11 protein-coding genes and 2 pseudogenes are annotated in these 10,088 nt (G+C 65.5%); 2 read left to right on the top strand and 11 right to left on the bottom strand.

The features are described 5' to 3' along the window. Positions 1-208 (bottom strand): annotated as a pseudogene (locus tag COGEMETH_RS23935) (hypothetical protein); the annotation flags it as partial. Between the two features lie 125 nt (positions 209-333). Here COGEMETH_RS23935 and COGEMETH_RS23940 point away from each other — a divergent pair. Continuing rightward, a complete protein-coding gene (locus COGEMETH_RS23940; protein WP_238185179.1) occupies positions 334-708 on the top strand; it encodes a VOC family protein in 375 nt (124 codons plus the stop codon). 83 nt (positions 709-791) lie between these two features. Here the strand turns inward: COGEMETH_RS23940 and COGEMETH_RS23945 are convergent, their stop codons facing one another. The 5 genes and pseudogenes from COGEMETH_RS23945 to COGEMETH_RS23965 form a co-directional block, all read right to left on the bottom strand. Then, positions 792-1,061, bottom strand: coding sequence for a hypothetical protein (locus tag COGEMETH_RS23945; RefSeq protein WP_238185180.1), 270 nt, complete (start codon positions 1,059-1,061; stop codon positions 792-794). 35 nt (positions 1,062-1,096) lie between these two features. Next, a complete protein-coding gene (locus COGEMETH_RS23950) occupies positions 1,097-1,360 on the bottom strand; it encodes a hypothetical protein (RefSeq protein WP_238185181.1) in 264 nt (87 codons plus the stop codon). Positions 1,361-2,456: 1,096 nt separating this feature from the next. Then, positions 2,457-2,786 carry a hypothetical protein gene (locus tag COGEMETH_RS23955; RefSeq protein WP_238185182.1) on the bottom strand — a complete coding sequence of 110 codons (330 nt, stop codon included), beginning with the start codon at positions 2,784-2,786 and terminating at the stop codon, positions 2,457-2,459. A 41-nt stretch (positions 2,787-2,827) separates the two neighbouring features. Continuing rightward, the gene (locus COGEMETH_RS23960) at positions 2,828-3,103 is read right to left on the bottom strand and encodes an adenylosuccinate synthase (protein WP_238185183.1); all 276 of its coding nucleotides are present in this window, start codon (positions 3,101-3,103) and stop codon (positions 2,828-2,830) included. Between the two features lie 29 nt (positions 3,104-3,132). After that, positions 3,133-3,379 (bottom strand): annotated as a pseudogene (locus COGEMETH_RS23965) (hypothetical protein). On the opposite strand from COGEMETH_RS23965, the gene COGEMETH_RS23970 reads away from it, so the two are divergent. Continuing rightward, entirely contained in the window at positions 3,378-4,718 is a 1,341-nt protein-coding gene (locus COGEMETH_RS23970; RefSeq protein WP_238185184.1) for an APC family permease, read from the top strand. The pseudogene COGEMETH_RS23965 and the gene COGEMETH_RS23970 sit on opposite strands and share 2 nt — an antisense overlap. Before the next feature lie 34 nt (positions 4,719-4,752). Here the strand turns inward: COGEMETH_RS23970 and COGEMETH_RS23975 are convergent, their stop codons facing one another. The 5 genes from COGEMETH_RS23975 to COGEMETH_RS23995 form a co-directional block, all read right to left on the bottom strand. Beyond that, positions 4,753-5,403 carry a class I SAM-dependent DNA methyltransferase gene (locus COGEMETH_RS23975; protein WP_238185185.1) on the bottom strand — a complete coding sequence of 217 codons (651 nt, stop codon included), beginning with the start codon at positions 5,401-5,403 and terminating at the stop codon, positions 4,753-4,755. A 337-nt stretch (positions 5,404-5,740) separates the two neighbouring features. Continuing rightward, positions 5,741-5,959, bottom strand: coding sequence for a hypothetical protein (locus tag COGEMETH_RS23980; protein WP_238185186.1), 219 nt, complete (start codon positions 5,957-5,959; stop codon positions 5,741-5,743). A gap of 53 nt (positions 5,960-6,012) precedes the next feature. Then, positions 6,013-6,885: an EamA family transporter gene (locus COGEMETH_RS23985; protein WP_238185187.1), complete on the bottom strand. Its 873-nt coding sequence runs from the start codon at positions 6,883-6,885 to the stop codon at positions 6,013-6,015. 266 nt (positions 6,886-7,151) lie between these two features. Then, positions 7,152-8,591: a phosphatase PAP2 family protein gene (locus COGEMETH_RS23990; RefSeq protein WP_238185188.1), complete on the bottom strand. Its 1,440-nt coding sequence runs from the start codon at positions 8,589-8,591 to the stop codon at positions 7,152-7,154. Positions 8,592-8,806: 215 nt separating this feature from the next. After that, positions 8,807-9,922: an ion channel gene (locus tag COGEMETH_RS23995; RefSeq protein WP_238185189.1), complete on the bottom strand. Its 1,116-nt coding sequence runs from the start codon at positions 9,920-9,922 to the stop codon at positions 8,807-8,809. Positions 9,923-10,088: the final 166 nt, after the last annotated feature.

The raw sequence follows: 10,088 nt of genomic DNA on the forward strand, positions 1-10,088 counted from the left end.
CAGGGTGGCCGCGCTGCTCATCGATATTCCCGAGCGCCCCGCCCTCTTTGGAATGACCGGCTTCGGAGCCAGGCTTGACCGGCTTTTTCATCGTTTCCTCCATAGGTTTTATGGAGATCAACGGAAGGCCACGGGTCGGCGTTCCAGGAACAGCTTTTGGATCCACCGTCGGCGGCGTTCGCAGCTTGGCAGGCATCGGTTGCTTCACGCGCCTCCGCGCTCAACTTGGGTCACATCTGCACTCTTGGTAGGCCTTCCGGAACGGCGCCTTTAGTCACTCGCCTCTGCGCGCGACTACAGCTATCTCGTGAATCCCTATTCCGGAGAGGAAACATGTTCACGCACATCATGATCGGCAGCAACGACCTTGAGCGGGCCAGAGGCTTCTACGACGCCACATTCGCCGCGTTGGGAGGCAAGCTTGGCGAGATGGACCCAAGGGGCAGGCTAATCTACGTCCACGAGGGCAGTCGGCTGATGATCACGAAACCGATCGACGGCAATCCAGCGACCGCGGCCAATGGTGGGACTATCGGTATCGCCGCTACGAGCCGCGAACATGTCCTTGCGTGGCACGGAGCCGGCACCGCGCATGGTGGCACCGCGATCGAGAGCCCGCCCGCCGAGCGCCCAAACGGGTCCTTTGTCGCTTACCTACGCGATCCGGATGGAAACAAGCTCACCGCACGGACCTGGCCGGCGGAGTAACCTGAGCCGCCCGTCATGCCGACCCCGCACGGTGCTGTGAGTGCCGCAGTCCGCAATTTGTGGCGGTGACGCCGTGCGATGGTTCAGCCGAGCCAGCGCTCGTCGATGTCGGTTGCGTTCCGCTCCGCCATCGTTTGCGTCTCGTCGCCCTCGGCGAAGATGACCACGTCGTCGGGTCCGACATCGTGCACCGCGTACCAATCCCAGCGGCGATGGATTACCCGAGGGCCGCCGAAGATCCGGAAGGCATTCCAGTACCTGTCGTCCTTGAAGCCGACGTAGTGGACGCAACGCGGCGGCTGGGAAGCCTCAGAAACCCGGGTGGGCGGTTTGGCCGTCCCGTCTTGGATCACGTCACCTACTCAGGAGAAGGTGAGATGCGCCAGCCTCACGAGCGATTGGTGAGAAGGTACAGCGTAAACCCGGCGATGGCAGCTAGACCAAGCGCCAGGAACTGGTTGTCTTTCACAGCCCCGACCGTCCGATCGGCTGCTTGCTGCAGGTCATCGGCGATAGCCGAGCCTCCGAGAATTTGCTCGGCGCGCTCCCTGTTCTCCTCACGCGTGTTGATCAAGACCTGAAACGCGTCGTCCACGCGCTCGATGTCGATGCTGTTGCGAGCAAACCCCGCCCGAGAGAGCCGCTCGCGCATGCTTCGCGCCGTCCTCAGAGACGAATACGTACCTGAGATCAAACCATTGTCGGACATGAATTTCCCACCGTTTGCAGGTCGAACCGCGCTCGCTGTCGAACTGTTCCCAGAGAAGGATCTGGAACGATGTCGAGGCCCTCGAAGGTGTTCGCCGCCTATCTGTCTCGCTGCATCCATGCTACTGGTCGGTACGGTTTCGGACGCGGTCCCCCCAGGTCCAAGATCTGCCAAGACCCGCCCGGTGCGAACCGCGGCGGATTTGTCGTTTCACGGCCTACTAACCCATGCTCGGCATCCTGCCGCTCTGACGGTGAGATGATCGACCACCCCGCCAGCTTGTGATCGGATCGGGCGGCGGGGCGAGCGGCGGCCGTGCGAGTCAGGCAAGCCCGCCGCTCGCCGCATGGCGCCGCTCGTGTGGCCGCCGTATCCGCGCAGCATGTAAGCCAGCGCCGCACCCATCCTGCTCCAGACGCCTGTCGATCTATGGCGCGCCCACCTCAATGAGTTCCCACTGCACGCCTCGCCCTGCCGCTACCTGACGCCGCCAGGTGGGCCACGATCCGGGAATCGGCGCTCAACTTCCTCGACCGGTTCGGCGCCGAGGCGCATCAGCCCGGCTGGACGGCCCCGGAGCTGTTCGCGATCCGTCCGGAGCACGGCACGCTGCGCCTGGACTATTGCGGGGCGTTGACGGTCTCGGGCGACCGAGCCCACGGGGTCGAGGCCGAATGCGTTCTGTTCGAACGCACCTCGGGATACCGAACCAAGCCGGGACGGCAGTGTGGCGTGCCGGTATGGGAGATTGCTTCTTCAAGGAGCTCGACTGCCGTTTACCAGGATCATCCCGGCCTTGGTCCCGGTCAGTGAGCGTGGCATAGCAAGGCATGCCCTACCAAGTCCGCATCCTACGGCTTAACGAGAGCGAGCCGCTTTCCGCCGATCAGTTGGACGGGGCCTTCGATAGTGTGGACGAGGCATGGGACGCCGGGACCGCAGAGGTCTTGGCTTTGAGGCTTCGTTCGATTGAGGCGGCTTTCCAGGTTCTCGACGCTTACGGTCAAATCGTGGATGTGGTTGCCAAGCAGGTAAATGTTTAGCGCCCTAAAGCGCCGTTCGCTCCACCGCCCGCCTCGACCACCTCCAGTGCCCGCAGGACGGCCAGCCCGCACGCCTCGGCGTCGATCTCGCTGTTCCCATCGGCCGGGTATACCGCTACGGCCTCGACCGAGTTGCCGGCGACCGGGCCGACCACGACCTTGAGCGTCGAACCTTCCGGACCCGCGTCGTCGCGCATCAGAGCGACCAGGAAGCCTGCCACGGTGCCGTAGACGCGCAGCGGCACGTACTCCGCGATCGGCTCCGAGGTTGGTGCTGAGGGCTCGGGCCGACCCTTGCCGAAGGTCGGGCGGATGACGTTGGTCATGCGGTGAGCAATAGCCGACCGCCCAGGCGCCCGTCAGCCCCTCACGCCTGCCCGATCTCAAATTCCATACCCCTGCCCGCCCCCTGATCGGCATAGTCGACGAGCACGTACCCTCTGTCGACCAGGGCGGCTTCCAGGATGTCCCGGTGCCTGCGGAACATCTGGCCGACGGCGAGCGGCGTCAGGCGCGGGTTAGCATGCCTGAGCCGGTCGACGCCGATCTGCGCGGGGGCGCCCTCATTGTCGGCGATGCGCACAAGCGCCGAGGCCAGATCAGCAGCCTTCGTCTCCGAGGCCGATTTCGCCTTGAATGCCATGTCCTGTCCTCGATCCCTGTTCGTCAACGCTACCCGCCCTGCAGGCTCTCGGCGAAGTCGTCGAGCACCTCGCCGAACTGCCCGAGGATCGTCGCGCTCTCCAGTTCCCCGGTCTCGTCGTCGGCTACGATCTTCAGCCGCGGTGCCGGGCATCCAGCCAGGCATGGCCTCGGCCCGCTTGAGCGCGCCGTACTCTGGCGGCGCGACCTTCCAGCCGCCAGGCATCAGGTGCTTGATCGTGAAGGTCCGGACGCAGAAGGTCGTCCTCATGCCTATGACCGGTCGTTCGTCCGCCACGAGAGTCTCACCGACGGTTTCAACGCGGGCGGCGACATCCATCGTGGTCGCCGACATGGTGGGCGTCGGCATCTTCACCACCCTCGGATTCCAGGTGACTGACATCCCGTCCGGGTTCGCGCTGCTGCTTCTGTGGTTCGTCGGAGGGGTGGTCGCGCTCTGCGGAGCCTTCAGCTACGCCGAATTGGCTGCGATGTTTCCCCGTTCCAGCGGCGAGTACAACTTCCTCACGCGCGCCTTCAGTCCAGCCCTCGGGTTCATGGCGGGATGGCTTTCGGCCACCGTGGGCTTCGCCGCGCCGGTGGCGCTCGCGGCGATGGCGTTCGGACAGTATGCCGGGGCCGTCCTGCCGGGAGTGCCGGCGCTGCCTCTCGGGCTCGCAGTGGTTTGGTTCGTGACCGCCGTGCGGCTCCGCGGGGGGGACCTCGCCAGTAGGTTCCAGGTCGGCTTCACGCTGCTCAAGCTCGTGCTGATCCTGGCCTTCATCGTCGCGGGCTTAGCCGGGGGCGGAGGCGGATCGGTCTCCTTCGCGCCGAGCGCGTCCGATCCGGCCCGGATCTTCAGCGCCGGCTTCGCACTGAGCCTCGTCTTCGTGATGTACGCCTATTCGGGCTGGAACGCCGCGACCTACATCGTCGGCGACCTGGCCGATCCGGCCCGCAGCCTGCCACGCGCCCTGTTCGTCGGGACGGGCCTCGTGTCGGCTCTCTACGTCACGTTGACTGCCGTGTTCCTCTATACGACGCCGGTGGCGGACATCGCCGGGCAGATCGAGGTCGCCCTGATCAGCGGCCGCCACGTCTTCGGCGATGCGGGCGGACGGATCGTCGGCCTGCTGATCTGCGTCGGCCTGATCCCGACCATCGGCGCGATGATGTGGATCGGTCCGAGCGTCACCGTGGCGATGGGCGAGGACGTGCCGCTGCTGCGCCGGTTCGCACGCCGCTCTCCCACCGGCGTGCCGGTCGCCGCGGTCCTTGTCCAGGCCGTCGTCGCCAGCCTGCTGCTCCTCACGCGGAGCTTCGAGGCGGTGCTCGAATTCATTCAGTTCGGCCTGCTCTCCTGCGCGTTCCTGACGGTGCTTGGCGTGATCAAGCTCCGCATCACGCGGCCGGACCAGCCGCGACCGTTCCGGGCCTGGGGCTATCCCGTCACGCCTCTCATCTTCCTCACCGTAACCCTGTTCATGCTGGTGCACCTTGCGGCCTCACGGCCGCTCCAATCGTTCGCCGGCGCCGTCCTGATGCTGGTCGGCCTGGGGCTCTACGCCCTGACGGCCGCGCATGCGCGGCGCGAAGCGACGAAGGCCCCACGATGAGGGTCTCCGGATCGACAAGCGGCGTCGAAGGCTATCACCGTGCCGCGCCCGCATCAGAGGTGGCCGACCGCAACACGTCGAGGCGATACTCGGCGGTTCGTGCCTGCTTCAAGATCGGCGCGAAGCCTCGGGCACCCGCGATGAAGCCTTCCGCAGCATCGTCGCCTGAGAGCGGGTAGTGGGCGACGCCGAGCCAGTGCACTAGAACGACGTCTCCGCCTGGCAGCAACGCGCTCCCAACCCGCGCGACGAGACGTGCGAGGTCGGCTCGGTCAAGATAGTAGGCCACTTCCGAGATCACGATCAGATCGAAGCGCCCGTCCGGCCACTCGGCCGGGACGGCAGCCAGCTGGAAGCGGGCGTTCGGCCGATCGGCGCAGCGGACGCGGGCGGCGTCCAGCACGGACGGCACCACATCGAGCCCAAGCACGGCGTCGCAGCGCGGACAAAGCTGGCGGGTGAACACGCCGATGGAGCAACCGACGTCGAGGGCGGACGTGTAATGGGCCCGCGGCAGCGCCGCGAGCGTGGCCACATACTTGTCCCGCTCATACGCGCTCGTGGCGAAGCGCCAGGGATCGGAATCCGTGGCGTACATGCCCATGAAATAGTTCGTATCGAGGGAGGTTGCGCGACGGCCCGTTGCGGTCTCGGCTGAAGCGCCGGCACCGGTCTCGGCGCCCATGACGCCATTCATCCCGAGCATCGCACCAGCGACGGCGGCACTTCCGGACCCGAGCAGAACGCGACGTGAGGTCGGCTGGCAGTCGCGCACGATAATCCTCGAACACCGCTGTGTGCAGGTCTCAGGGCAACCGCACCTGGAAGGGACAGTTCCCGGGCGCGAGACCGAGCAGCGCTGCCTGGTCCCGGGGACCGCCCTCAGCGAGTACGCCGACACCAAGCCACGCACCTTTTGGCCGACTATGCCGATCAATAGCTGAGGTAAACGACCGAAGGGAAGAGCCGCCCGTTTAAGGCATAACGTTGAAGATTGGTCCTATGAGGGAAGAGCCCAGCCCTCAGATGAGGCGCATCTCGCCGGGCGTGAGACCGAGGCGGCGAGCGGTGTCGCGTGACAGGCCACCCACCACCCTTACCTGCATGTCGTCGGTGGCCTTGGCGGTGACCTGCGCCACGGCTGCTTCAGGCGAGAGGGCCACCACGGCATAGACGCGAACGACACCACGGCGCTGCTGCACCGCGATCAGGTAAGCCCTGCGCTTCTCGCCCTTCACCATGGATGGGGCCGACTCCTCTGCCGACGGTCCTGTTTCGGCATGGAGCGGTATCCCTAGGCCGAGCCCAGTAGCACGACGCCCGCGATCATCACGGCGCAGCCTACCAGCCGCCAGCGCCCGACTGCCTCGCGCAGAACGATCATCCCCAGCAAGGCGCCGACCATCATCGACATCTCGCGTGCGGGTGCGACCACGCTGAGCGGCGCACCCATGTTCAGAGCCGTCAGCACCAGGATGTAGGCCAGCGGCGACAACAAGCCGACAGCGACGGACGGGAGCCAGTGCCCCCGCATCCGCGCACGCGACGAAACGAAATTCCTTGCGAAGAGCGGCCCGAGCAGGATGATCTGAAGCAGGTTCGAGCCGAAGTTGACGAATAGCGGTGGCACGCCGAGATCCTTGACCGCGTAGGCATCGATCACGGTGTAGGCGGCAATCAGGCCGCCGGTCGCCGTGCCCCATCGAATGCCCGACAGGCCGCCCGGCCGTCGGAATGCCGACAGGTTGCCCTGGGTCGTGATCAAGACGATGCCGAGAACGACGGCGATCAGGCCAAGCATCCCATTCAAGGTCGGCGCCTCGCCGAGCAGAGCGAAGGCGGCCAGCGAGGACAGCATCGGGCCGGTGCCTCGCGCCACCGGATAGACCACCGACAGGTCGGCGACGTGGTAGCCGCGCTGCAGGCACAGACTGTAGCCGAGATGCACGAGCCCGCTCAGCAGGACGCAGCCGGCTGCGGGCAGGCTCCAGGTCATCTCCGGGTGTACGAGGAGCCGGACGACCCAGGGCGCGTAGGCGAGGCAGGAGAACAGGTCGTAGGCGAAGACGAAGGTCCAGCCCGCGGGAGCCGCGCGCTTGGCGAGCAGGTTCCAGGAGGCGTGGACGAACGAGGCGAGGACGACGAGGACAAGCGGTGCGAGCGACATGAGACCTCCGCGCACCCCTGGGGGTGCTGGTTGTCTCGACATCTTCGCCTCTGGGCTTTTGTCCCTCGGGTGCAGCCGCGGGATCGCCGCGGTCTCTGCAACGCTCGGACCAGCGACGGCCGGTGGCCGTCCGGAACCCTAGTTGCCGTTCAGTCGAAGGCGGCCTCTTTAGCCCGCACTCCGATCCCTCAGCAAGACATCCGCGGTCGACCCCGATCGGCCCGCTCAGAATGGCGCCCCGTTCCTATTGGGTGAGGATCTCAAGGCTACCGATCGCGCTCGGTCCGAGGCGGGTCGATCACCTCGGTCCTCACCCTGCTGGCGGCAATCGCCGCCGCGCGACCTGCGGCGGCGTAGAGGTTGAGGCGGGCGTACACGCCGAAGCCAGAGCCGTTGTCCAGGAACCCGCCCCCGGGACCCTGGGTCTCGGTCAGGATTGCGTTGGCTTCAGCGAGCGTGATCGAGGGAAAGGCCGCCGTCAGGAGGTGACCTGCCTCCGGCGCGAGCTTGCCGACATCCTCCTTCGTATCGGCCGTTTCCCGGTGCACGACCGGCAAGTCGTACGTCTGGGTGGTATTGTAGAGGGCCTCGTTGGCCTTCGAGTCCTTGAAACGCCCGTTGTCGGTCGCAGCGCAGGTCGCGATGCTGGCACCGCAGGCATCCTTGAGGAACGCCTCCAAGTCGGCACCAGCCGCCTTCAGCGCCGCGGGATAATCGGTGATGACGATCTCCTTGTCCGGCCCATGGCTCATCTCGTTGATCACAGCAGGGTTCTTGCGGGTCTGTCCCACGTAGGCCGGATCGTTGGCGAGCAAGTGGGCAACGGCGTGCAGGGCGGTCGCCCGACCGCCGAGGACGTCCATCGCGTAGTGTGCGCCCATGACGATGCGATCGTTGCCGTATTCGGCCGCGCGCGTGATCATCTGCTGGTAGCGATCGGGTACGAGGATGGCGAGGACCAGCGCCTCCGTATACCCGTAGGTGGTGTGCCCGCTCGGGTACGAGGGGCTGTCGAACAGGTTCTGGTTCGGTCCCCTAAGCCAATCGAGACTGTGCGAGGCACGGCCGAAATAGTCCTCGCTGCGGAATGCGATCAGGCGCGGCTCGGTCTGGAATGGTCGGGAATTGCCGTAGGCATCGGCCCCCTGGCTGCCTGCCGGACGCCCATAGCTTTTGCCGAAGACATCGGTGGTGCCGCCATTTGCGCTAAGGATCGCATTTGCCGGCTCGGACACCGGCTTCTTGCCGTTCGTGGTTGCGTTGGCGAAGAAGTATTTTCCCGCGTTCGAGTCTGATTTGGCAATGTTGTTTGTATAACCAAGCAGATCGGCAACCGCCTGTGACACGTTCGTGAAGGTTTGGAAATCTTTGTACTGCGCCTTGGCTTGATAGGCCGCTCCGAGCGTCGACCCAAGGCCGTCAGCGAGCTGGGTGGCGTTGCCATCGGTGATGAAGCTGTCGCGCAGGGCTAGGCGCTGCTGCTCCGGAAAGGACATCAGCAAGGGCTGCTTGAACATGCCGGTCTGGATGTCGCCGGTGATTTTCAAGTTCGCGTCCAGCGCCGCCCTGCCTTCGGGCGTGTTGGGCAGTGCGGCCACGGGCGCGAGCCCAGTCAGCGCGGTCATATTAGGCGGAGACTGTGCCTCTGCCCCCAGGGAGACAACGGTGAGGAGGGCGGAAAGCCCAAGTCCGGCGATTCTGCTCATGGGATGAGCATAACCCGCTTCGACTTCTATTCCAAAGTGGTCGACCCCCCTCGGCTGGCTAATCGAAGGCGTTCTCTTGGTCACGAGCCTCGACTGGCATCGGCGCAGCCGGCAAGCGGCAGAATGGTCATCCTAGACCGCCACAGCGGACGGGATACGCTATGCAGATAGCTCGTTTTCTCGGTGAAGCGTGAGGCTCTCTGAACAGACGGCGTTCAAGCTGGAGCGCGATGAGGGGCGCCGTCGAGAAGCTTCTGAAGCATGGCTGCAGTCGGCAGCTGAGTCTCATCGACAAGTACGAAGAGTGCATCGCATGTGACGAGCCCGTGAGGGGGCGGGTTGCTATGAGGCTGGCCCTGCACGTCCGCATAGCCGACCGGTGTCCCGAAGTTGGCGCCGAGGACGGTCGAGACGATGTCGGCCCATGCGATGCCTTTCACGCTGACGTCGAAGCGCAGACACTCATCACCCTCACTCGAGAACAGGCGCTCGATGATCCATTCGGTGCCGGGCGCGACGATGGCGCGGACGATCATCTCAGGGTAGCCGCGCAACGGTCTAACGATGGCCGACGCCCCCGCGCGCTTCAGCCGTTCGCGGTTCAGGTCATCGACACATTCGGCGACGATGCGGGCGGCCACCCCTCGTTCACGGAGGCGGTGGATGATATCGAAGGTCCGGCTGTCCGAGAGGCGGTCGCCCTCCTGCTCCGCCAGGATGATCAGCACCCGCGCCTGATCGACTCCCGCTGCCTCGAGGGCCGCCGGGTCGTCGAAGCGACCCTTGAGCTGGACGATCAGCGGGTCGTCTTCGAGGTCGGGGGGCAGGCCGTCGGGGAAGGCTTCCGTCAAGATCAGGGACGGCACGTTGGCGAAGTTGGCGTGCGAGCGGTGCAACTGATCGAGAAGGCGGCGCAGGTAGTCGCCCGGCTCGTCGGCGGGCGCATTCACGAAGACGATGTGGTCACGCATGTCCCATCTCCACTCGCCCCGGCGCTTGCGCTCGCGCCGTAGGATTCGAAACTCGAAGAAGGCACCACCGGCCTGTGTGAGCAGGAAGATGCCCGAGAGGTAGATCAGCAGGATGGTGGAGGCACGGCCCGCCGCCGTCTTGGCGGAAAAGTCGCCGTAGCCGGTCGTGGTGATCGTCGTGGAGGTCAGCCAGATCGCTTCCCCGAGACTGAGGTGCTCGAAGGTGATCATCGAGACGACGTGCAGACCAATCAGGATCAGCAGGCCGACAAGGGCAAACCGGATACGATTGCGCAGGTCCCGCACGACGCTGCGCCGGAACCGCAGGGGCCGGGTTCGAGATCGCTTCGTGCGCTGCATGCGAACGCCTATGGCGTATCTGAAGATGAGCCCAACCTGCGCCGATCGGCCGGCTCGACGACGACGTTGAGCGGCGTGTCCAATCCCTGCTCCAGGATGTCCCGCAATTCCCCGTCCACGACTTTCTGCGAGGTCACGGCGGCAGTTATGCCCCCGACACGGTGGC

This window comes from Methylobacterium trifolii (assembly GCF_022179685.1).
GTDB lineage: Bacteria > Pseudomonadota > Alphaproteobacteria > Rhizobiales > Beijerinckiaceae > Methylobacterium > Methylobacterium trifolii.